Source organism: Brevibacillus sp. FW306-2-1A-C05A (assembly GCF_058781555.1).
In genome coordinates this window covers 25,797-45,662 of the sequence record NZ_JBYSWV010000038.1, presented here as the reverse complement: position 1 = coordinate 45,662, position 19,866 = coordinate 25,797, and the positions used below count along the sequence as shown (strand labels likewise).

Genomic DNA, 19,866 nt, shown 5'->3' with positions numbered 1-19,866 from the left:
TGACCTCACTCTCATCCCGCCCCTAAAGGGGGTGCTATCGCACCGTAGCGGGCTTTCTCGTTCGGAAAATCTGTAAAAAACGGACAACTTCACCCGGCTGCGCCCGCGCTCCGCGCACGGCGAAAATTCCGCCCGTCGTCTCGCCGTAGTAGGCGCGAAAGCTTTTGATGACGTGCGACTGGTCGTAGTAGCCGCATTGTACGGCCGCGTCTGCAAAGGAAGCAGCCTGCCCTTTGGCGAGCAGTTGCAGCAAGCTCTGAAACTGGATGATGCGGGACAGCTCCTTCGGCCCGATGCCGAGCGCCTGCTGGAACATCCGGCGCACATTTCGTTCGCTGTAGCACACTTTTTCCGCCAGCGCCGCAACCGACAGATTCCCCTGATGCTCGTACATATGCTGCATGCTGGTCAACAAGAGCGCATTTTGCCGCATCCCGTCGCGGTTCAGGCTCTGCATCAGCAGCCGCTCCGCCCAGGCAATCCGCTGGGCCGTGTCCGCCGCGTCCAGCATTCCTTCCATCGCCCACAGCGCCTCGCTCCCCCAGAGGTCCTCCAGCAAAACGTGCGCAGCGCTGACCTCCGCCACCGGAAAGCGGAAAAAACGGTCGGCCTCCTCCACGAAAAAACGGATGCCGAACATCGCCTGCGGCTCTACCAGCGGCATGAGTTCATAGGCGGTCATCAGTCCGGTGACAAACGCGTCGCGCCCGAACGATCTCGCTCCCAGATCGAAAATGATGTCGACGCAGCCGTCCGGGATGACTCTGTGCAAAAGCGGCGTGCTCTGCCCGTGGCCGTGGAACTGCGAAGTCCAATAGCAGGCCACGTAATTCGCCAGGCTTTTGCTGGGCAAGTATTCGCGATAGCTGTACTGGTCGTCGGAGCCCGTCCCTTGCAAGATCGGCGGCTGGACTGGTTGGTATCGTCTCATCTCGTTCTCCGTTTCCGTTCGCATTTGCTTTTCCTAGAACATATTTTCCCCGCAATTGCCCAACTCCTGCTCACTTTTTTCCATTTTGCTGTATATGTTAGCAAGAATGGAACTTTGATCTTTGCAAAAAGGCGAGGTGTCTAACTTGATCTCCTCCTCCAAATGGAGCCTTCATCAGTTTTTTTCCAAAAGCCCGCACATTCGTCCGTATTTGCCCCCTACAGACTTGTACCAGCCCGCTCTGTTGGAACCTTATCTTGCGAAGTACACGACCGTCTACATCAAGCCGACGCGAACCCACATGGGCAAAGGCATCATGCGCGTCTTGCAAACGGCGGACGGCTACCAGTTTGTAAAAGAGCGTGGCGAGCCTGTCCGGGTTGCCTCGCTGGCGGAGCTGAAGCAGCAGCTTGCCCGCCAGTGTACCGAAAAAAACTACATCATCCAAAAAGGGCTGGATTTGGCTGAGCTGAACGGCCGCCCGTACGACATTCGCGTCATGATGATGCGCAACGGCCTCGGGAAATGGCAATATGCCGGGATGCTGGCAAAAGTAGCCGGAGCTGACAGCGTCATCACGAACGTCGCCCGCGGAGGCGGCTACGCCGTCACAGTCCCTCACGCCTTGTCCAAGTCGCAAGCGGTCGCGCCGGAAAAAATCAAGGAGGTCGTCTCCCGGTTGATCCGCGTCAGCCACCGCGTCTGCGCCCATTTCAACAAATACCGCCACAGCGCGCAAATCGGGGTTGATTTCGCCATCGACAAAGCGGGCCAGCTCTCGATCATCGAGGTCAACTACGACTTCCCTTCTCACGCCCTGTTTGCGAAGCTCAAGGACAAAACATACTTCCGCACCATCAAGCGGCTGCATTTTCAGTACAAAAACCGGGGGAAGCGCAAAAAGAAAAACGTTTGACGAATACGGCAGAAAACGCTGCGGATAGGGCTTTCAGATCGCCTCTGATTCTCTATCTTTTCTTTTTGCGGGTTGCGGGCAAAAAATGAGCAGAATGCTACGATTCTCTCAACAGAAGTTAATCGATTAACTGATACGTTTAACCAAGCGTTGGCAAAATCATCTTCATCGGCCTGTTTTCGGACATGTCCTTCCAGCAAAGCATCCAGAGCGTCCTCGACTGGAATATTCCCGTCGTCTACGCCAATCGCTGCATTCCGTTCGCCGGATTTCCGCTGCTGTACCCGGACTTGGTCAAGGCCAGCCGTCTAGGCACCGAGTATTTGCGCTCCAGCGGAAAGCGGCGGCTCGCCTTCGTCCACAAGCAATTGCCCGACCATCTGCTCCCTTATTTTCTCGACGGGTACCGCCAGGCGACCGGAAGCGCGGAAAAACCGCTGCTGCTGGAAATGGCCGATAGCATGGACCTGGCAAAAGACTGCATCCCGGCCCTGTTGCAACACAACATTGACGGCGTCTTCGTCCTGAACGAGCTGAGTGCCGTCTGTCTGACAAAAGCATTGGTGCAGGCAAACATCCGGATTCCCGAAGACATGGCGGTGCTGAGTCTGGGCAACTCCTTGATGTCGGAAATCTCTACGCCCGAGCTGACTTGCGTGGACTTGCACAACCGCGAGCTCGGGGTCAAAAGCGCCGAGATCATTTTAAGCCAGATTCGCAAAGAAGAGTTCGAACCCGTCACCGTACTGGAGCCGTTCATCGTCGTGCGCAACTCCGCCTGACTTTTTCAAAAGAATAGCCGGCCGTTCGAAAACCTGGCTGCGCCACGGGCTTGGCTCAGCCTTGGTTGCCCTTTCTTGTACACTCTTCATCTGCGCAAAAAAGACTTCGCGTCTTTTGAGCTTTCGTTTCCCCTTTTAGTTAAACGTTTAACTACAACCGTTTTCCTCTGCCGACAAGCTTTCCCACATGTTTTTTTGCTGGTTGAGTTAAACGTTTAACTGAATGTTTTGCTCCATGCTACATACGTTTCGCAAACGCATTTAGTTAAACGATTAACTAACCCTCTCCATTCGATAAGTGCAGAGCTTACTCGCTCTCCTTATATAAATTTTTCCCAAGGAAAGGAAGAACTGAAGCCATGAAGCAAACAGAAACGAACCACCTTGAACAAGTCCGTGCGATTTTCGCTATTTTGCACGGCAAGAAGGAAGCCGACCTGCTATTAAAAAACCTGAATATTCTGGATGTGCATGGAGAAACCGTCTACCACGGCTCCCTGCTCGTTTACGACAAGCGAATCGTCGCGCTCAATCCGGACGAGTCGGTCATCCGGGTCAAAGAAGTGTTTGACGGGCAAGGGCTGTATGCAATCCCCGGCTTGATCGATGCCCACCTGCACTTCGAATCCCAGCTCGCCCACCCGACAGCGCTTGCGGAAGCGATGGTGCCGTGCGGGACTACGACGATTTTTGCCGAATGTCTCGACCTGCTCAGCGAGGCTGGCGAAGACGGGGTACGCGCCGCGCAAAACTTGTTCCGCGACTATGACAAGCTGCCTTACCGCCTGTACGCTTTTGCTCCCCGCAAAAAGACGGCGGCTTGGGTGACCAAGGAAGTGCTGGAGATGGAGCCGGTCATCGGGTTAGGCGAATTTGAGCACTTCACCTACAGCAAAGGCGATGAGGACGATTTCCAGAAAGCGGCCTGGGTGCGGGCAAAAGGCGGCTTCATGAACGGACACTGGGGCCTGACCGCTCTGCCGGACATGGTGCTGAACTACTTGCCTGCGATCGGGGTATCCAACAACCACGACGTCTGGAACGGCGACGACATCGAAAAAAGCATTCGCTACGGTTTCCCGACGCAGATCAAGTTCGGCGTCGGCAGCAGCGAAGTCATCCAGACGCTGTTGCGCTCCATCGTCGACCGCAAGTTCCCGACGGAAAACTTCATGCTCTGCACGGACAATATTTCGATTGAACGCTTGCGGAAGCTGGGCCACATGGATTGGATCATTTCGCTTTGCGCCCAGATGGGCATCAGTCCGATCAAGGCGATAAAATGGCTTCCTACAATACCGCCAAGGCGTATCATATGGACGATCAGATCGGCTCTTTGACACCAGGCCGTTTTGCCGATATCGTTTCGACAGACAGCTTGTCGCAGATCAACCCGCTGTACGTGTTCAAAGACGGCGAACTGATTGCCAAGGACCTGTCCGTCATTCGCCGCTATGCCGATGGCAAGCGCCACGTCGTCAACGGCTTGTTTAAAGGCGTGTACGTCGAGCACGGCGCCGTGGCAACCTCCTGGCCCGCTCCGCTCCCCTACTTTGTCGTCGTCGGACAGGACAGTGCGGAGATGTGCTACTGCGCCAAAGAAGTGGACAAGTATTCGGGAGCGTGCATCGTGACCGACAACCAGACTAACAAAAGCGTACTGCCGCTGGAAATCTACGGCGTGATGGCAAACATGACCGCAAGCGAGCTGACCAAAAGCGCCGACGCGATTGACGTCGCGCTGGAGGAACTGGGCAACCGCAATGAAGGTGAGCCTGTCGTGAACAAGTGAACAAGCTGCTCAGCCTGTTTATTTCCTTGCATCGCTTCCGCTTCATGGAATAGCGGCAGAGTCGACAGATGCTCCGGTTTTTTGCCCGGCGTCCTCTCCCGCTTTTTACGTGAATCCTTTCGTTTAAAAAAGAAAGCGCTTTAAAAGCGCGGGCCGGGCCCCCCATGGAACATCCTCTCCCGCTGCCTGCGCAACTGCTGGGGGAACATCAAAACAGCTTTCGACTGCTCCCTCCTGGTCGCCTCGGCGTGCATCGGCCTGCTGTTCCTGGGCGAAATCATGTTCAAGTCGCCTTTTCGCGCACGGTACAAACCTGGTTAAAAAAACAAAAGCAAGCCGCACCAGTTGGTCGGCTTGCTTTTTCGTTTTGCGTCTTCTGTACGCTCAAGTCTGTGGTTATTCGTGCGCCAACGCCGCTCCGTTTGTATCGAGCATGGAGGTGCAATGCGGGCAGCGGGTCGCCTTGATCGGAATGGTCGTGATGCAATGCGGGCATTCCTTCGTCGTTTCCGGCGCTTTGACCACTTCCTGCTTGCGCTTGAAGCGGTTCAACTGCTTGATGACGATGAAGATAGAAAACGCGATAATCAGAAAATCAATGACAGAATTCAGGAAAAGTCCGTAGTTCAGGGTTGCAGCCCCGCCGTTTTTTGCTTCCGCAAGCGTATTGTAATGAACGCCGTTCAGCGCGATGAACAGATTCGTAAAATCAACTTTGCCCAAAAGCAGACCGATTAACGGCGTAATAATGTCGTTGACCAAAGAAGTCACGATTTTGCCGAAGGCTCCCCCGATGACAACCCCGACGGCCAGATCGAGCACATTTCCTTTTAACGCAAACTCTTTGAACTCTTTCAACATAACGATTCCTCCTTAATTTCCCATGACATGCCGCAAAAAATGCTGCACAAAACGCTCGTGGTCGACCTTCAGGCAAACTTGTACATTCGCAGCCTGGGCAGGACGAGCCCGCCTGTCGCCAATCGTGCGCGCGTCGCTTGCGCCCCCGGAAGTGTCGACTTCGACGTGCATCGGGACGGCCTTCACAAACGTCGGGTCAATCACGACGCCGACCGCCAGCGGATCGTGCAGGCCGCAGCCGCGCACATTGCCTACCGTCGCGTAAGCGTCCATGTACAGCTCGCACATATCGGCAAACACCCGGCTTACAGGCGTGTCACGCGCTCTCCATTCCCGCAGGTGCTCGCGCGTAAGCAGCGTCTGCATCGTCACGTCAAGCCCCACCAGTGTCATCGGGATACCTGACTGCATGACGAAAGCGGCCGCTTCCGGATCGGCGCAGATGTTGGCCTCCGCCACTGGCGTGCGATTGCCCGGCACGGTGACCGCTCCGCCCATCGCGACGACCTGCTCGATGAGCGTGACGATTTCCGGCGCCGCCATGATCGCCCGGGCGAGATTGGTCATGCTTCCGACCATGATGAGCGTAATTTGGCCAGGATTCGCCTTGATTGTGGAGATGAGAAACTGCGTGGCGCTCTCTGGCTGTGCGGCTGTCACGGGCGGCGGCAGGACGACATTGCCCAGACCGTTTTCGCCGTGGAACAGCCGTGCCTTGCCCGTCAGCTCGCGGACGATCGGACGGGCCGCTCCCTGGTAAACAGGGATGTCGGCTGCGCCCAGCAGCTCTAGCATTTGCAGCGTATTTCTCGTCGCTTCCTCGACGGTAATATTGCCAAACGTCGTCGTGATCCCGCATACCTCCAGGGCCGGGGAGTGAATAGCGTAGGAGATCGCCAACGCGTCGTCAATGCCCGTATCCACGTCCAAAATGACTTTTTTCACGATCGTCCATCCCCTTTCTCCGGCAGTTGCTGCAGTCCTGCGAGCACAGCCCCGGCTTTGATGCCTACGCACACGGCCGCGTCTGTGCCCACGCTTGGTTTCGCCCTCAGATCGGCGAGCAGGGCGCCGCGCGACAATTCGCTCTGGCACTCGACCGCAAGCTTCATTTGCTCGACAAAAATGCGCTCAGGGGACTCGGCTGCCATAATCGCTGCCAGCGCGTGAACGGCAGAAGCTGTTTTTTCCGCGGAAAAGAAAGCCTCTGCCTCTGCTGCTGTCACAAGCCCAGCCGCCTTCGCACGCTTTGCCAACTCGTCTATGTACGCCTCCGCCGCCGACAGCGATTCCGTCGCGTCCAACGGAACGAACAGAAGCGGCAGCCGTGCTGCCAGGACGAACGCCGCCGCTTCCGGGTCCGCGTGCAGATTGGCTTCCGCGACCGACGTCACGTCTCCCGGCACGCGAATCGCGCCGCCCCGCACGACCAGCCGTTCAAGCGCTGATGTCCATTCGTGGTTCCTCGCCATTGCCATCGCCACTGTCGTCAAACGCCCCAGCGTCACCAGCGTGTACGGATTGGCCGAATCGTGCCTCAGCTCGGACAAAAATGACACGCCGTCACTGGTCGCAGCAGCCCCTGCCTGCGCGTCTGTTTCTCTGTGAAAAAGCGGCCGACTCGCACCTGCCACTACCGGAATTGTTGCATTTGGCTGCACCAGCTCGATCAGCTTTTGCGCCAGCCTGATGCCGCGCTGCGGCTCTGCGTCGGTAACGACGATGCCGCTCACCTGAACGTTTGCCGATTGCAGCGCATACCAGAGCGCCAACGCTTGATCGAGCCCGCCGCTATAATCAATCAGCAGCCGCTGTTTTTGTGCCATGGCTTCCACTCCCCGCTCTGTCTCTCATTTCTCGTAAAATGTGCTGCCCCTATGCTATCTAAATCGGCTGAAACCGTCAAATGTCAACAAGCATCCGCCATCTCTCCTATTGCAACGAGCTGGAGACTATTTTACACTTAATCTTGGTTTCGACAAAATTCGTCAACATCCACACTTCAGGCTGGCCGAATCGATCGCGTTTCGCCCGTCTTTGAAAAAGGAGCAAGAGACATGCCCTCTGTGGAAAACAACGCAACCGACTTTCTTTCCCTCGCCAAGCAGCAGCTTGTCCACGCTATCATCCAAGCCAAAACAAAACCATATTTGCCCGTGTGGGGAGAGCTTTTTACTTCCTTGCGCGACATTGCCAGAATCGGGCGGCAGAGAGAGGAAAACATTATGCTCTACTTGCTGCAGCCGACTGGCTCCATGTGGTATTTGTACAAGGAAAACCGCTTTCACGCCGATCTGCCCGATCCTGGCATCTCGATCTCGCTGTCGCAGAAGCAGTTGATTGACGCCTTGCTGAAAGGCAGCTTTTCCCCGAAAATCCCGTCTGCGTAAACGGCCGGCCCGCTCTGTTCGCCGAGTGGTTTTTGCTCTGTCTTGCGGCAAACAAAAAAATCCCAAGATCGTTTCCTGGGAAGAGGTAGTACGGAAGTATTCTACATCTACAAACCTACAAGATCTAGCTGTATATTCAGGTAATTGTACCTATTCTATCCATTCAAAAAGCTGTGTGTTTCGTTGCGAGTCTGCTTCTTCTCCTGCTGCCAAATTCCCGCAGATTTACCCGCTTGAAAAAAAGAGGCGGCCCTCCTGCACAGTTTGGGTACCGCCATCCCGAACTTCCCCAAGTTCGTTCATATTGGAATTGTACTATGAAACTCTCTTATCGAAAAGTGTCAGGTTTTGTTTTATAGCGAAATAATGGGAAAAACGGTCGGAAAAGCAGAAAAAAAGCAAATCCCTGCCCCGTTTTCACGAGCAGGGATTCATTCCTACTTGGTATCCTTGCCGATTACGTCAGCAGCTCTCGGCCCAAATACGATGTACAAATAGACGTACTGGCTGACGCTCACTCTGGGAAAGACGAAGGCAACCCCTGTCTTCCCTGCGTACTGCCTGACCACAAACCGCAATTTGCCCGCTTTCAACCTTTTCAGGATGCGTGTCGCTTCTCGCCACGGTACGGAAAACTGGACGTTTTTTTCCATCAGCACCAACACCTCACCGCAGCTAGTATGCCCCGATTGGAAAAATTACACACTCATTCGTAGCGAAGCGCGTCGATCGGCTTCAGTTGGGCTGCCTTGCGCGCCGGGTAGACGCCAAAGATCACGCCAACCAAAGACGAGGTCAAAAACGCGTACAAAATCGGCGTCAGGCTGATCGAGGTCGCAAGCGAGCCGAGCTTGCTGATGAGGAGCGCGGCCCCTACCCCGATGGCAATTCCCAAAATGCCGCCAATCAGGCTGAGCGTAACCGCCTCGATCAAAAACTGGCGCAAAATATCCCGGCGCTTGGCCCCGATCGCCTTGCGAATCCCGATTTCGCGCGTGCGCTCTGTCACGGACACGAGCATGATGTTCATCACCCCGATCCCCCCGACGATCAGCGAGATCGCCGCAATGCCGGACAAGAGTGCCGTCATCGAGCTGGACACTTCCTGCGCCGTGCTGAGAATATCCGATTGGGACGTAATGCGAAAATCGTCTGCCGCTTGCGGCCGCAGGTTGTGCTGGGCACGCAGCGTCTGGCGAATGTCCTGCTGCGCCGCGTCCATCGTGTCGGAGGACGCAGCCGAGACGTAGATCGTGCCGACGTTTTTGCCGCCTGTCAGACGGCTCATCGCGGTCGTAATCGGAATGAGAATCCTGTCGTCGTTGTTCGTCATGCCGGAGCTGCCCTGGCTTTTCAGCACGCCGATGATCGTAAACGGCACGCGATTGATCTGCACCGTCTGCCCCACCGGGTTCGTCGTCGTGTCCTTGAACAAGTTGCTGACGACCTCCGTCCCTACGACGGCGACGTTAAACTGCCGCGTCACCTCGAAGTTCGTGAAAAACCGGCCTTGTGCCACCTCTGCATTGCGCACGCGCAAAAAATCGGCGGTTGTCCCCTCCAGCATGCTGGAATAGTTGTTGCTGCCCCAGACGATCTGGGCACGGCCGTTGACGCTCGGGGCGACGCCCGCGACCGATTCCTTTTCTGCGATCGCTTCTGCGTCGGCCAGCGTCAACGTATTCAGCGACCCGGCTCCCAGGCTGACCCGGCCTTGCGTCGCTTGTCCTGGCGAGACGATCAGCAGGTTGCTGCCCAGGCCGTTGATCTGCGAGGCGACAGAGGAAGACGTGCCTTCCCCGATGGCGACCATCGCAATGACGGCCGCGACCCCGATGATAATCCCCAGCATCGTGAGCACGGAGCGCAAGCCGTTTGCCCGGATGCTGCGAAACGAAATGCGTACACACTCGATCAAGCTCATGTTCTCACTTCCTCTGCCCACGCTCTTCTGCGCTCTTTTACCACTTCATTGGCGATGATCTGGCCGTCGCGAAAACGGACAATCCGCTTGGCATACTCGGCAATATCCGGCTCATGCGTGACGAGGATGACGGTTTTGCCTTCGTCGTTAAGCCGCTGGAAAATGCCCATGATCTCTTCGCTCGTCCTGGTATCCAGGGCGCCAGTCGGCTCGTCCGCCAGCAAAATGACCGGATCGTTGACCAGCGCCCGGGCAATTGATACCCGCTGCTGCTGGCCGCCCGACAGCTCGTTCGGCTTGTTGTTCAACCGCTCGGCCAGCCCCACGCTGGTCAGCGCCCTGATCGCTCTCTCCCTGCGCTCTTTGGCGGGCGTGCCGCCGTACAACAGCGGCAGCTCCACGTTTTCCACCGCTGTCGTGCGCGGGAGCAGATTGAAGTTTTGAAAAACAAAGCCGATTTTCTGGTTGCGAATCTCCGCCAGCTCGTCATCGTGCGCCTCGGAAACAGGGTGGCCGTCCAAGTAAAACTCTCCCGCCGTCGGCTTGTCGAGGCAGCCGATCACGTTCATCATCGACGATTTGCCCGAGCCGGACGGCCCCATGATCGCCACGAAGTCGCCCTCTTCAATCGTCAGGCTGACGCCGCGCAAGGCCAAAATTTCCTGGTCGCCGATCTGATACTGCTTTTTCAGCCCTTCAATTTGTATGACTGGTCTCATCTTCTCATCGTCCCCTCATCTGGACGACGCCTCCGCCACCTGGGAAGCCGCCAAGGCCGGGCATTCCGCCTCCCATTCGGGCACCGTTCTGATTGGACGTCGACGAGCTTGTGCTTGTGCTGATCGGAACGACGACTCTGTCCCCTTCCTTCAAACCTTCCAGCACTTCTACGCGATCCGCCGCAAAAAATCCGATCTTGATCGGCACGAACTGGTACGGCATGGAAGCCATTCTGCCTTCTCTTGCGCTTGTGCGCTCGCCCGTCTGCCCCGCTTGCCGCTCTGCTCCCGCCTCCGGCTTGGCCTCGGACTTCCCGGCTGCAGATTGTTCGGTCGCACCGCTCTCGGCTCCGGCGCTGTTTCCGCTTCCGGACATCAGGTAGACGCCGTCCTTGCCGTTTTGCGTCTGCAAAGCATAGGCCGGTACGTACAGCACATCCTTGTGCGTTCCCAACTCGATCGTGACGTTCATCGTCATCCCGATTTTCAGCTTGCTGTCCTTGTTGGTGACGGAGAGCAGCACATCATAGCTCGTGACACCGGAGTCTGTCTTCGCCTCCGGGTAAATCAGCTTGACTTTTCCCGTAAAAGTTTCATCCGGATACGAGCTGGTCGTAAACGACACGGGCAAGCCTTCTTTTACTTTTCCGATGTCGCTCTGGCTGATCTGGGCCAGCACCTCTAGCTCGCCGGAGTTGGAATTATCCATAATAATAAAATCATTGCCTGGAATTTCGCCGACATTGCCGTTCAACTGGACGATCACGCCGTCCATCGGCGCCCGCAGCGTCACGGCGTTCAATGCCTTTTGCGCTTTTTGCAGTTCGGCCTTCGCTTGCTCGACCGCAGCCTTCGCCGCGAGAATCGTCGCCGAATCCGGCCCTTCCTGCGCTTCTTTCAACGCCTCCTGTGCCGTCTGATAGGAAGCGAGTGCCTGCTCGACCTTTACGCCAGACTGCGAGCTTGTCTGCCCCGCCGTCAGCACAGCCGAATTGTAATCCCGCTTCGCCTGCTCCAAAGCGTCTTGCGCATTGTCGTACTCGGTCTGCGAGATCGCGCCCGCCTCAAACAGTTTCTTTTGCGAATCAAACGTCTTCTGGGCGTTGTCGAGATTCGCCTTCGCCTTGGCTACGTCGTTCGTCGCCTTTTGCCCGTCGATATTTTGCTTCGCCAGCTCCAGCTCGTTTTTCGCCTGGGTGACAGCCGCCTGCAGGGAGCTGATTTCCGCCGCGCTCTTGCGCTTTTGCGCATCCTCCAGCTTCGCTTGTGCCGATAAAAGGTTCGCCTGGGCGTTGGTCACCTGGATTTTGGCGACGGAATCATCCATCGTAGCCAGTACCTGGCCAGCCTTTACATGGTCGCCGATTTTGACCTGGATCGTCGAGATGGCATCTTTGGCGTCCTCTGCGTCTGAAAACGAGAGCGAGGACCGCTTGGAAGCCTGCACAGTCCCGGACGCCAGCACGGTTTCCGAAACATCGCCCCTTTTCACCGTGACGACCTGATACGCCGCCTGTGCCCGTTCCGGGGTCAAAAGCGTCCGGTAGCCGAACACGCCCCCTCCTGCGATCACCGCGACAGCCAGTCCGACGATGATCCATTTTTTCTTGCTATTTCGCGCCCCCGAAAACAACGTCCGCTTTTTCTCCGATTGCGTCACACCAAATCCTCCTGCCATTTGCGTAATGACTGGGAAGCTGCTTGTCTTCCCTGTTGCGATCAATATACGGAACGAATGCGTCAGGGAAAAGTCAGATGGAAGGGAGTGGTGTGAAATGTCGTCACGGCTGGTTCCGCAGCTTTTTCACTTCATGTTCGGTCATGTTCGATAGAGGGCAACTGTACGAAAAATCGACCAGCCAATTGGTCTGGTCGATTGCGTACAATTCGTGGCTAGGCGCGCAAAAGCAACGTAAACGTACTCCCTGCCCTGCTGCTTTCGGACAGCAGCAGCTTGCCCCCCAGCGCCTGCGCGATCATTTTGCTGAACGACAGGCCAAGGCCGAGCCCGCGGACGAGATGCTTCTTTTCCTCGCCCCGGTAAAAGCGCTCGAAAATAAGCGGCTGCTCCGCTTCCGGGATGCCCGAGCCTGTATCTTTGACATCAATGCGAATTTCATCGCCCGTGCGAGACAGGGACACGACGATCTTTCCGGCCGAGTCCATCGCCTGCGCGGCGTTGTTTAACAGGTTGTACAAAATTTGCTGCACGCGCAGCGGATCGGTGCTCGCGATGATCGGCTCCTCCGGCTTGACGATGGACAGCTCAATCTGCTCTACCTCCTGCACGATCTGCCACTGATGGGTAATTTCCTGCACCAGCTCGTACATGTTTTGCTGTTCGCGGCGAATGCGGATGTCGCCGACGGCAAAAGAGTTGAAGTCGAGCAAGTCCTCGACCATTTTTTGCAGGCGGACTGTCTCCTTCGAGCAAATCTCCAAAAACTCTTTGGCCTCCTCGCCGCCGACGATGTCGTCCTTGACCGCCTGTACCAGCCCGCTGATCGACGTGACGGGCGTTTTCAGCTCATGCGTCACTCCGGCCAACAGCTCGGTGCGCATCAGCTCCAGTTGCCGCAGGCGATCCGCCATTTCCTTGAACGAGTGGATCAGCTCGTAAATCTCATCCTCGCGCCTGTCTTTTTCCAGATGAATGTCGTAATTGCCCATGACGATCTGCTTGGCCGCGTCTGCCACTTCCTTGATCGGCGTCGACAGCTTTTTCGTCAGCAAGTAGATGACCAGCCAGCCCAGCAGGCCAAGGCTTATCAGCATCGTGAACAAAAGCTGAAACTCCGTCGTGCTGCGGGTCAAATCCTGCATGGGCGTAAACAGCATGACCCAGCCCACCGTTTGCTGGTTGACCTGGATGCTTTTTTTCACAAACAGCAGCTTTTCTCCCCGGTCCAGCTCTACCTGCGACATGCTCTCATCCGTTGCCACCAGATCACGGGCCATCCGCCTCAACTCGGAGCTGAACGGCCCCGGCCCGCCAAACACCGCGCGATGATCGGCATCCAAAATGACCATGAACGGCTTGTAATTGACGCGCAGCGACTCCTGGCGGCTGTCGAGCAGGCGGAACAGGAAAGGTGCCGTGATGACCCGCCCGTTGGCGTCAACCACCCGATCCGACACCTCGGCTGCCATCAGCCGCATGAAGTCCAGCCGTTTTTGCTTTTCGCTGTAGTTGATCCAGTAGCTGGACGCGATGCCGATGACCAACAGGCCGATGCAGAGCGTGATTAAATACCGCGTCGTCCAATAGCGAAACAGGGAGATGCGCTTTTTCTCACTCATAGACGCAAAGCTTGTAACCCAAGCCACGGTACGTGCGGATTTCCCCTTCGGACGCTGGCCAGTTTTCCAGCGATCGGCGGATGCGCTTGATCGCCAGGTCTACGGCGCGGTCGCTGCCCTCGTAGTCCATGCCCCACACTTGCTCGATCAGTTGCTCCCGCGTAAACGTCTGATTTTTGTACTGGGCGAGAAACAAAAACAGCGACAAGTCTTTTGGCGTAAACGCCAGCTCTACGCCGTGCAGCGTAACCGTGTACGCCTTGAAGTCGATTTTCAGGCTGCCGAACTGCTTGACCTGATCTCCCTCGATAATTTGCTTGGAGCGGCGCAGCACCGCCTTGACACGGGCCACGACTTCGTCGGCAATAAACGGCTTGGTGATGTAGTCATCCGCTCCCTGATTCAGCCCTGTAAGCTTGTTGTCGATATGCCCGAGCGCCGTCAGCATGATGACGGGGCAAGAGCTTTTCGACCGTATGTATTCTAAAATGCTCCACCCGCTCCGGCCCGGCAGCATGACGTCGAGCAGCACCAGGGCAGGATTGAACGAATCGAACTTGCGCTGGGCCTCGTCCCCGTTAAACGCCTGTTCGACGCAGAACTGATGTTTTTCCAGGTACGCCTTCAGCACCCGAGAGATGGGCAGCTCGTCTTCCACGATCAGGATGTTTGTCATTCCAGTTTCTCTCCCCTCGAAAACGGACAGGTCTTCCCCCTTTAGCGTAGGACATGAATATGTCAGGCAAATGTCTGGAACATGAGCTTGCGCATCAGTAAAATGAAGGAAGCCGTAGCAAACAAGGAGGTTTTACTCATGAAGCGTTTGACACCGGAAGAAAAAAACGGTCTGTACAAGGCTATCAGCAATCGTCGCGATATACGCACGTTTCGCCCTGATCCAATCCCGCCGGAAAAAATTGCCATGATTTTGGCCGCTGCCCATCACGCCCCTTCCGTCGGATTCATGCAGCCGTGGAATTTTATTCTCGTAGAGGACGAGCCGACCAAGCAGGAGTTGGCAGACTGTGCGGACAAAGAACGGCGCGCGCTCGCCATCCACTACGAGGGAACAGGGCGCGAATCGGCTTTTCTGGCGCTGAAAATCCAGGGCATCAAGGAAGCGCCGCTCACCATCTGCGTCACCTGCGACCCGACGCGGGGCGGCGATCACGTGCTTGGGCGCAATTCGATTCCCGAGACAGATATCATGTCGGTAAGCTGTGCCATTCAAAACATGTGGCTCGCGGCATATGCGGAAGATTTGGCGATGGGCTGGGTCAGCTTTTACAAAAAGGCGGACGTCCGCCGCATCTTGAACATCCCGCCGCACATCGACCCTGTCGCGTTGTTGTCCATCGGCTATACCGATCATTACCCGGATCGGCCGCTTTTGGAGCTGCACCAATGGGCAAAGCGGGAAGACTTGCAGCAGTTGATCTATCGCGGCCGCTGGGGAAACACCCCGTCCGGCAAACAAAATGGACTGCCCGATGAACAGGCAGTCCCAAGGAAATAGAGAGGGTAGTACGTGAATCGCGGTATGTTCCTGACGGCCGCAAACCGCGTGAAAGTTTCAGTTTCAAGCCGACTTGCGCACATGGAACTAGGAAGTTGGGAAATATCGCCCTGAGCCTGGTTGCGCCCGTCGGCTTTTTCTGGTTCGATCTCTACAAAAGCGGCAAGCCCGCAAGCCCCAATGTACTATTTCTGCGGGCGCACCCGGTTCGTCGGGATCGCGGCGAGCGGATCGTCCGGCCAGTAATGCTTCGGGTAGCGGCCTTTCAAGTCTTTTTTCACTTCGAAGTACGCCTGCTGCCAAAAGCTGGCCAAGTCTCGCGTCACCTGCACCGGACGCTGCGCCGGGGAAAGCAGATGCAGCGTCAGCGGCACCTTGCCCCGGCCGATGCGCGGCGTATCCTGCCAGCCGAACAGCTCCTGCAACCTGACGAACAGGCAAGGCGCGGCAGGGTCGCTGTAGTCGACGGCGATTTTCGAGCCGCTCGGAACGGTGATATGCGTAGGCGCGTACTCATCCAACTGCTGCCGTTCCTCCCAACTCAGCATCCCTTCCAGCACCATAGACATGGACAGTTGCTGCAACTCGTCTTTTTTGCGCATGCCGTACACATGCGGCGCGAGCCATTCCTCCAGCGTGTCGAGCAAGGCTTCGTCATCTGCCCGCGGCCAGCCCGGCACAATCCCGCTCATGAACTGCAGCCGCTCCCTGAGCTGGCGGGCGTGACGGCTCCACGGCAACAGCTCCAGCCCTTCCGTCCGGATGCCCGCAAGCAGAGCTTGCAACACCTCATCGGCTTCCGCTTCTGCCGCCACCTCCTGCAAGACGAATGCCCCGAGCTTTTTCCGCGTACGCGCGCGCACGGCCTGAGCGGAACGGTCCCACCAGACAGACGTCTCCTCTGTGATCTGCCCGGACCAGTCGCGGTACAGGTCGCTTTCCTCCACCGCTGCCGCGAGCATGATCCGGCTGTCCGCCCCCTGGTCGTCGAGAAGCGGAGCTACCACGTACGGCGCAAAAGCCAGAGGCTGCTCAACGGCAAACGTCGCGCCGCGGCCATTTCGCAGCAAGTAGCGTCCATCTCCCCTGCGCTGGGCGATCCTGTCCGGGTAGGCAAAGGCGAGCAGCCTGCCCGTCTGGCTGACGTCGGCCACGTTTTCAGCCGTGCTGGCGCTTCCCCACTGCCGCTTGAGCTGCGCAGCTTCGCTCCACAGCCGCCGACACAGCGCTTCATCAGCCTGCCCTTCCGCAAAAGCGCGTGCCCCGCCTTGTTTTCCCGCGACGAGCCGCAACAGCTCCACCCGCGAGCTGATATCCGCATCGGCAAAAGCCGCTCGGCCCCGGGCGATATCCCGCTCCTCGAGCAGCACAGCCAGCTCGCACGCAAGCGCTCCGAGTCCGAGCTCGCCCGCTTTTTGAATCATGTGTCCAAGCCTTGGGTGCAGGCCCATCCCGGCCAGCACCCGGCCGTGCGCGGTAATCTGGCCGTGCCCGTCCAACGCCCCTAACTGCTGGAGCAGCTCCCTGGCCTGGGCCAGCGAAGCTTTTGGCGGAACATCGAGCCATTGCAGCTCATGCACGTCATTCACGCCCCAAGCTGCCAGCTCCAAAGCGAGCGGGGCGAGGTCTGCCTCCGTCATTTCCGGTGGCTCGTGCGCTACGAGCATCCGGTCCTCCTGCTCCGTCCACAGCCGATAGCAGACACCCGCGTCCAGCCTGCCCGCTCTCCCCCTGCGCTGGTCGGCTGCCGCCCGCGATACCCGGACCGTCTCCAGCCTCGTCATCCCGGTGCGCGAAGAAAAGCGCGGCAGCCTTTTCCAACCGCTGTCGATCACGATTCGCACGCCCTCGACAGTCAGGCTCGTCTCCGCAATCGAAGTGGCGAGCACCACTTTTCGCTCGCCTGCTTGGCCCGGCTGAATCGCCGCATCTTGCTCGTGCTGCGCAAGCGCCCCGTACAGCGGGTAGACGCGCACGTTTGCAGCAAGCTCGCTTTTAGCCAGCAAAGCTTGCGTCGTGCGAATTTCTTTGGCTCCCGGCAAAAACGCGAGCACATCCCCTGCCTCCTCCGCCAATGCCGACAAAACGATGCGGGTGACTGCCTCCTCGACCGCGCCAGTCCACGGCTTTGGCAAAAAGCGCGTCTCGACCGGAAAAGCTCTGCCTGCGCTCACGATGACGGGAGCATCCCCCAGCAGGCGGGAAACAGGCTCTGCCGCAAGCGTGGCCGACATGACCAAAATCCGCAAGTCTTCGCGAAACAGGCTTTGCGCCTGCAAGCTGAGCGCCAGTCCCAAATCCGCATGCAGGCTCCGCTCGTGAAACTCGTCGAAAATGATCAGGCCGACGTCTGCAAGCTCGGGATCGTCTTGTAGCATCCGCGTCAATATTCCTTCGGTTATCACTTCGATTCGCGTACGCGGGCCGACTCGCGTATCGTGCTTGACCCGATACCCTACCGTCTCTCCCACTTGCTCGCCAAGCTGCCGCGCCATGTAGCCCGCCGCCGCTCGCGCTGCCAGCCGCCGCGGCTCCAGCATGAGAATGCGCTTTTTGGCGAGCCAGTCCTGCTCGAGAAAAACGAGCGGCACCCTGGTCGTTTTCCCTGCCCCGGGAGCGGCGACCAGCACGGCGTTGTTGCTTGCCGCAAGCGCTCCGGTCAACTCCGGCAGCACCGCATCAATAGGCATTGCCTTCATCTTTTCACCTCTTGTCCGTATCCATCTGTAACCATCATACACGATCAGTGGGCGAGGAAAAGAAATTGAGAAATGACTGAATAATCATTCAATAGTATAATGAGAATATGTTCATTTGGCAGATAGAAAAGTCCGAATTAGAAAATGGAGGTGTCACCGTGGTAGAAGTCCATCAGCACGAAGATGTCCTGTGCCTGGAGGGGATTGTACAAAGAGCGGGCCGCGAGTGGGGAATCCAGGTGTATGTCGTAGACGGCATGATGGTCGATACCGGGCCGCAAACACTCGCAGCCGGCCTGACCGACCGCTTTTCAGCCGCTTCCTTCGACGCTGTCGTCCTGACGCACAGCCATGAAGATCACAGCGGAAACGCAGCCTGGCTTGCCAACAGCAAAAACGTCCCCATCTACGTCCACGAAAAAGGGGTGGAGCTATGCTCCAGACCCGCCGACTATCCGCTGTACCGCCAGCTTGTCTGGGGAATGCGCGAGCCTTTTGCCGCCCGGCCGCTCGCTGAAACGTTTCACTCCCGCACCATCGACTGGGAGGTCATCTACACTCCCGGACATGCGCACGACCACGTCGCCCTGTTCGACAAGCAAACAGGCCGCCTGTTTTCCGGCGACCTTTTTCTCGGAACGAAGACAAAAGTAATTTTGCGCGACGAGTCCATTCCGCTGTTGATCGATTCGATTCGCCACGTCCTGACCCGCGATTTTCGCGCTATGTACTGCGCTCATGCGGGCTACATCGCCAAAGGGAAAGATTTGCTTGCGCGCAAGCTGGACGATTTGCTCCAGCTACAAGGGGAAATCTTGCATTTGCACGGGCAAGGGCTGACTGTGGCGGAAATCAACGCACTGCTTTTCGCCAAGCCGTCGCCGATCATCGCCGTGTCCGAGGGCGAATTTGACTCGGTGTACATCGTCACTTCTGTGCTCGCAGGGCATCCCCAAACGGAATCGAAGTCAATCGTCTAGCCCTGGCCAAGCTGCCTGGACAACTGGCCGAGATGGTGCTCCATATGCGCGACGTAATCCTCCATCAGCCAGCGCAGACTGACCGTCGTGCCGTCGGCCAATATACAGGCATGCTCGCAAGCGGCGGGCGGCATCGCGGCCATGACCGCGACCACCGAGCGGTTCAGGCTGCTCCATAGCTGCACGATCTCGTCGGCAGGCCGCGCCTGGTACGCTTGCGCTTTTACCCATTCGTCCTGCTGGTACGGGATCAGCGCATACGGCTGCTCGGTCTGCGCGCGGACGAAGCGGGCGAGGTTGTTGATCGCCGAGTCGCACAAATGGCCGAGTATTTCTTTGGCGGACCATTTGCCCGGAGCCGGACGCCTTGCCGTTTCATCCTCTCCCCTGTCCCGAAACATGTCCGGAACTTCTGCCAGATGCTTTTGCATGCGGGCGATTTGATGCTTCATACAGCCACCTCCTGTTCTTTCTCTTCACCGTATCAGGTTCAGCCAATTCATTCCAATAGAATGATTCGATGCCTCCCATCAGCGCGAGGAATGGGAGGGAGGCAGCACCGCAAGCAACAGCAGCAGGTGGGCAGACTTTTCGCAGCAAATCTTTTACAATAAAAAGAAAACGAGCTTGTCAGGGAAAGGACGAAACCGCTCATGGCAATCAAAAAAATCGAGCACGTCGGGCTGATGGTCAAAGATTTGGAGGCGTCCATCGCCTTTTACACGAAAGTGATCGGCATGGAGCTGAAAGGGACGCTCGTGCATTCCAATCAGATTATTACGCTCGCTTTTCTCGGGTTTCCGGGCAGCACAGAGACGGAGCTGGAGCTGATTCACGGCTACAACGACGCGCTGCCGGAGGAAGGCAAGGTGCACCATCTGGCGTTTGCGGTGAATAACCTCGAAGCCGAGATCGAGCGGCTGCAGCAGCTTGACGTCTCCTTCATCGACGAAGCGATCACGACGCTGCCCAACGGCTCCCGCTACATGTTTTTCCGCGGGCCGGACGGCGAATGGCTGGAGCTGTTTGAAAGCACGCGCTAAATCAAAAACGAAG

The 19,866-nt window shown here is 57.2% G+C and carries 20 protein-coding genes; 8 read left to right on the top strand and 12 right to left on the bottom strand.

Translation table 11 applies throughout. The annotated features are described in order from the left end of the window. Nucleotides 1-34 precede the first annotated feature (34 nt). Nucleotides 35-931 (bottom strand): helix-turn-helix transcriptional regulator, encoded by an 897-nt coding sequence (locus AC3WJN_RS19590; RefSeq protein ID WP_035317520.1) that lies wholly within the window; start codon nucleotides 929-931, stop codon nucleotides 35-37. Between the two features lie 145 nt (nucleotides 932-1,076). Here AC3WJN_RS19590 and AC3WJN_RS19585 point away from each other — a divergent pair, with 145 nt between their 5' ends. The 4 genes from AC3WJN_RS19585 (at nucleotide 1,077) to AC3WJN_RS19570 (ending at nucleotide 4,421) form a co-directional block, all read left to right on the top strand. Beyond that, on the top strand, nucleotides 1,077-1,847 hold the full coding sequence (locus AC3WJN_RS19585) for a YheC/YheD family protein (protein WP_007786219.1): 771 nt from the start codon (nucleotides 1,077-1,079) through the stop codon (nucleotides 1,845-1,847). Between the two features lie 185 nt (nucleotides 1,848-2,032). Beyond that, a complete protein-coding gene (locus tag AC3WJN_RS19580) occupies nucleotides 2,033-2,629 on the top strand; it encodes a substrate-binding domain-containing protein (RefSeq protein ID WP_005834461.1) in 597 nt (198 codons plus the stop codon). A 359-nt stretch (nucleotides 2,630-2,988) separates the two neighbouring features. After that, nucleotides 2,989-3,969, top strand: coding sequence for an adenine deaminase (locus AC3WJN_RS19575; RefSeq protein ID WP_007786216.1), 981 nt, complete (start codon nucleotides 2,989-2,991; stop codon nucleotides 3,967-3,969). Then, nucleotides 3,945-4,421: an adenine deaminase C-terminal domain-containing protein gene (locus AC3WJN_RS19570; protein WP_051998947.1), complete on the top strand. Its 477-nt coding sequence runs from the start codon at nucleotides 3,945-3,947 to the stop codon at nucleotides 4,419-4,421. Before AC3WJN_RS19575 ends, AC3WJN_RS19570 begins: the two co-directional genes overlap by 25 nt. Before the next feature lie 396 nt (nucleotides 4,422-4,817). Here the strand turns inward: AC3WJN_RS19570 and mscL are convergent, their stop codons facing one another. From mscL to AC3WJN_RS19555, 3 genes are read right to left on the bottom strand one after another with little or no spacing between them, the layout of a single operon-like run. Next, entirely contained in the window at nucleotides 4,818-5,282 is a 465-nt protein-coding gene (gene mscL, locus AC3WJN_RS19565) for a large conductance mechanosensitive channel protein MscL (protein ID WP_005834464.1), read from the bottom strand. Between the two features lie 12 nt (nucleotides 5,283-5,294). Then, complete coding sequence (locus AC3WJN_RS19560; protein WP_007786210.1) at nucleotides 5,295-6,227, bottom strand: nucleoside hydrolase; 933 nt, start codon at nucleotides 6,225-6,227, stop codon at nucleotides 5,295-5,297. Further along, nucleotides 6,224-7,108 carry a nucleoside hydrolase gene (locus tag AC3WJN_RS19555; protein ID WP_005834468.1) on the bottom strand — a complete coding sequence of 295 codons (885 nt, stop codon included), beginning with the start codon at nucleotides 7,106-7,108 and terminating at the stop codon, nucleotides 6,224-6,226. Before AC3WJN_RS19555 ends, AC3WJN_RS19560 begins: the two co-directional genes overlap by 4 nt. A gap of 231 nt (nucleotides 7,109-7,339) precedes the next feature. Here AC3WJN_RS19555 and AC3WJN_RS19550 point away from each other — a divergent pair, with 231 nt between their 5' ends. Next, nucleotides 7,340-7,672, top strand: coding sequence for a hypothetical protein (locus AC3WJN_RS19550; protein WP_005834470.1), 333 nt, complete (start codon nucleotides 7,340-7,342; stop codon nucleotides 7,670-7,672). Nucleotides 7,673-8,109: 437 nt separating this feature from the next. Here AC3WJN_RS19550 and AC3WJN_RS19545 read toward each other — a convergent pair whose 3' ends face one another. The 6 genes from AC3WJN_RS19545 to AC3WJN_RS19520 form a co-directional block, all read right to left on the bottom strand. Next, a complete protein-coding gene (locus AC3WJN_RS19545; protein ID WP_005834472.1) occupies nucleotides 8,110-8,325 on the bottom strand; it encodes a hypothetical protein in 216 nt (71 codons plus the stop codon). 53 nt (nucleotides 8,326-8,378) lie between these two features. Continuing rightward, on the bottom strand, nucleotides 8,379-9,596 hold the full coding sequence (locus tag AC3WJN_RS19540; RefSeq protein WP_005834474.1) for an ABC transporter permease: 1,218 nt from the start codon (nucleotides 9,594-9,596) through the stop codon (nucleotides 8,379-8,381). Beyond that, nucleotides 9,593-10,315 (bottom strand): ABC transporter ATP-binding protein, encoded by a 723-nt coding sequence (locus tag AC3WJN_RS19535; RefSeq protein WP_007786204.1) that lies wholly within the window; start codon nucleotides 10,313-10,315, stop codon nucleotides 9,593-9,595. The genes AC3WJN_RS19540 and AC3WJN_RS19535 overlap by 4 nt, the downstream gene beginning before the upstream one ends. Nucleotides 10,316-10,319: 4 nt before the next feature. Continuing rightward, nucleotides 10,320-11,975 (bottom strand): efflux RND transporter periplasmic adaptor subunit, encoded by a 1,656-nt coding sequence (locus AC3WJN_RS19530; protein WP_005834477.1) that lies wholly within the window; start codon nucleotides 11,973-11,975, stop codon nucleotides 10,320-10,322. Between the two features lie 233 nt (nucleotides 11,976-12,208). Continuing rightward, a complete protein-coding gene (locus AC3WJN_RS19525; protein ID WP_193373892.1) occupies nucleotides 12,209-13,615 on the bottom strand; it encodes a HAMP domain-containing sensor histidine kinase in 1,407 nt (468 codons plus the stop codon). Continuing rightward, on the bottom strand, nucleotides 13,608-14,291 hold the full coding sequence (locus tag AC3WJN_RS19520) for a response regulator transcription factor (protein ID WP_005834480.1): 684 nt from the start codon (nucleotides 14,289-14,291) through the stop codon (nucleotides 13,608-13,610). The genes AC3WJN_RS19525 and AC3WJN_RS19520 overlap by 8 nt, the downstream gene beginning before the upstream one ends. Nucleotides 14,292-14,429: 138 nt before the next feature. Here AC3WJN_RS19520 and bluB point away from each other — a divergent pair, with 138 nt between their 5' ends. Beyond that, on the top strand, nucleotides 14,430-15,131 hold the full coding sequence (gene bluB, locus AC3WJN_RS19515; RefSeq protein ID WP_007786200.1) for a 5,6-dimethylbenzimidazole synthase: 702 nt from the start codon (nucleotides 14,430-14,432) through the stop codon (nucleotides 15,129-15,131). Nucleotides 15,132-15,316: 185 nt separating this feature from the next. On the opposite strand, the gene hrpB is transcribed toward bluB, so the two are convergent. Beyond that, the gene (gene hrpB, locus AC3WJN_RS19510) at nucleotides 15,317-17,830 is read right to left on the bottom strand and encodes an ATP-dependent helicase HrpB (protein ID WP_007786198.1); all 2,514 of its coding nucleotides are present in this window, start codon (nucleotides 17,828-17,830) and stop codon (nucleotides 15,317-15,319) included. Nucleotides 17,831-17,988: 158 nt separating this feature from the next. On the opposite strand from hrpB, the gene AC3WJN_RS19505 reads away from it, so the two are divergent. After that, nucleotides 17,989-18,810 (top strand): MBL fold metallo-hydrolase, encoded by an 822-nt coding sequence (locus AC3WJN_RS19505; protein ID WP_005834486.1) that lies wholly within the window; start codon nucleotides 17,989-17,991, stop codon nucleotides 18,808-18,810. Here AC3WJN_RS19505 and AC3WJN_RS19500 read toward each other — a convergent pair. Further along, nucleotides 18,807-19,262, bottom strand: coding sequence for a DinB family protein (locus AC3WJN_RS19500; RefSeq protein WP_007786195.1), 456 nt, complete (start codon nucleotides 19,260-19,262; stop codon nucleotides 18,807-18,809). The genes AC3WJN_RS19505 and AC3WJN_RS19500 overlap by 4 nt on opposite strands. A 201-nt stretch (nucleotides 19,263-19,463) precedes the next feature. On the opposite strand from AC3WJN_RS19500, the gene AC3WJN_RS19495 reads away from it, so the two are divergent. Then, a complete protein-coding gene (locus tag AC3WJN_RS19495; protein ID WP_005834490.1) occupies nucleotides 19,464-19,853 on the top strand; it encodes a VOC family protein in 390 nt (129 codons plus the stop codon). Nucleotides 19,854-19,866: the final 13 nt, after the last annotated feature.

What these genes read in the sequence shown, in the direction of transcription:
- mscL (WP_005834464.1), bottom strand. Translation starts at nt 5,282, where the DNA reads ATGTTGAAAGAGTTCAAAGAGTTTGCGTTAAAAGGAAATGTGCTCGAT.
- AC3WJN_RS19570 (WP_051998947.1), top strand. Translation starts at nt 3,945, where the DNA reads ATGGACGATCAGATCGGCTCTTTGACACCAGGCCGTTTTGCCGATATC.
- AC3WJN_RS19520 (WP_005834480.1), bottom strand. Translation starts at nt 14,291, where the DNA reads ATGACAAACATCCTGATCGTGGAAGACGAGCTGCCCATCTCTCGGGTG.
- AC3WJN_RS19575 (WP_007786216.1), top strand. Translation starts at nt 2,989, where the DNA reads ATGAAGCAAACAGAAACGAACCACCTTGAACAAGTCCGTGCGATTTTC.
- AC3WJN_RS19555 (WP_005834468.1), bottom strand. Translation starts at nt 7,108, where the DNA reads ATGGCACAAAAACAGCGGCTGCTGATTGATTATAGCGGCGGGCTCGAT.
- AC3WJN_RS19535 (WP_007786204.1), bottom strand. Translation starts at nt 10,315, where the DNA reads ATGAGACCAGTCATACAAATTGAAGGGCTGAAAAAGCAGTATCAGATC.
- AC3WJN_RS19545 (WP_005834472.1), bottom strand. Translation starts at nt 8,325, where the DNA reads ATGGAAAAAAACGTCCAGTTTTCCGTACCGTGGCGAGAAGCGACACGC.
- AC3WJN_RS19550 (WP_005834470.1), top strand. Translation starts at nt 7,340, where the DNA reads ATGCCCTCTGTGGAAAACAACGCAACCGACTTTCTTTCCCTCGCCAAG.
- AC3WJN_RS19495 (WP_005834490.1), top strand. Translation starts at nt 19,464, where the DNA reads ATGGCAATCAAAAAAATCGAGCACGTCGGGCTGATGGTCAAAGATTTG.
- AC3WJN_RS19540 (WP_005834474.1), bottom strand. Translation starts at nt 9,596, where the DNA reads ATGAGCTTGATCGAGTGTGTACGCATTTCGTTTCGCAGCATCCGGGCA.
- AC3WJN_RS19580 (WP_005834461.1), top strand. Translation starts at nt 2,033, where the DNA reads ATGTCCTTCCAGCAAAGCATCCAGAGCGTCCTCGACTGGAATATTCCC.
- AC3WJN_RS19500 (WP_007786195.1), bottom strand. Translation starts at nt 19,262, where the DNA reads ATGAAGCATCAAATCGCCCGCATGCAAAAGCATCTGGCAGAAGTTCCG.
- bluB (WP_007786200.1), top strand. Translation starts at nt 14,430, where the DNA reads ATGAAGCGTTTGACACCGGAAGAAAAAAACGGTCTGTACAAGGCTATC.
- AC3WJN_RS19525 (WP_193373892.1), bottom strand. Translation starts at nt 13,615, where the DNA reads ATGAGTGAGAAAAAGCGCATCTCCCTGTTTCGCTATTGGACGACGCGG.
- hrpB (WP_007786198.1), bottom strand. Translation starts at nt 17,830, where the DNA reads ATGAAGGCAATGCCTATTGATGCGGTGCTGCCGGAGTTGACCGGAGCG.
- AC3WJN_RS19590 (WP_035317520.1), bottom strand. Translation starts at nt 931, where the DNA reads ATGAGACGATACCAACCAGTCCAGCCGCCGATCTTGCAAGGGACGGGC.